The 770-nt window shown below is 54.9% G+C and carries 1 protein-coding gene; it reads left to right on the top strand.

What is annotated here, in order from left to right:
• Nucleotides 1-134: 134 nt before the first annotated feature.
• Nucleotides 135-770: hypothetical protein (locus tag BI292_RS11690; protein WP_101207970.1), on the top strand; the 636-nt coding region annotated here is incomplete at its 3' end.

Here is a 770-nt window from a genome sequence, read left to right as displayed (position 1 = left end):
GACTTGCCCTATCCCGACATCATCGAATGGTCAAAACCACTACCCCCGGAACAATGGGCAAAACGCTCCCCGGAACTGGAAGCGGCCATCGCCAAACGTGAGGCCGAACTTGCGGCCCAGTCCGAGGACGCCGCATGAGCACGCCACCGGCAGGCACCACGGAAAAACGGGTTTTCTCACGTAACGACTACCTGTCGCCGTTGCCTGTTCCTACCGGTAGAAAACCTTCGGACGTGCTTAACATCATCTGGCGCAAGAACAATGTCTTTCTCGATATAGGCAATTACACCATCGGGTCGGTGGTGATGGTTATGTGGCCTACCGTGATGACATTTTTGGTCATGTCTTTCTTTACTCGGAATCTCAACTCTGATTTCAGCCAAGATATTTTGATTGTTGGGTCAATCATTATCGGCATTCCTACGCTGATTTTGATCCAAGGCCTCTTTCGCGATGTGCCTTTACCCATCCGCTTCAACCGCCAACGCCGAGAAGTCTGCGTCCCCCGCGACGACGGCAAATACTGGATCGTGCCCTGGGAAAGTGTCACCGCCGCTGCCACGCAACAGTCGTCAGTCAGTCAGGCCGGTAAAGCGACGATGGGTTTACTGATCGTCGGTTTCGAAAACCCGGACCCGCTGGCGGAGGAAGACAACAAACATTTCTCGCTGGGCTTCAACTGCGGTGGCGGTACGACCGCAATGGCGCTGTGGGAGTGCATGCGCAGTTACATGGAAGTCGGTCCCGAAGCCGTTGAGGATCAAACGGCC

It is taken from the genome of Pseudomonas sp. 43NM1, from assembly GCF_002836905.1.
In the GTDB taxonomy this organism is placed as follows: Bacteria; Pseudomonadota; Gammaproteobacteria; order Pseudomonadales; family Pseudomonadaceae; genus Aquipseudomonas; species Aquipseudomonas prosekii.
This window is presented reverse-complemented; position numbering and strand designations above follow the sequence as displayed.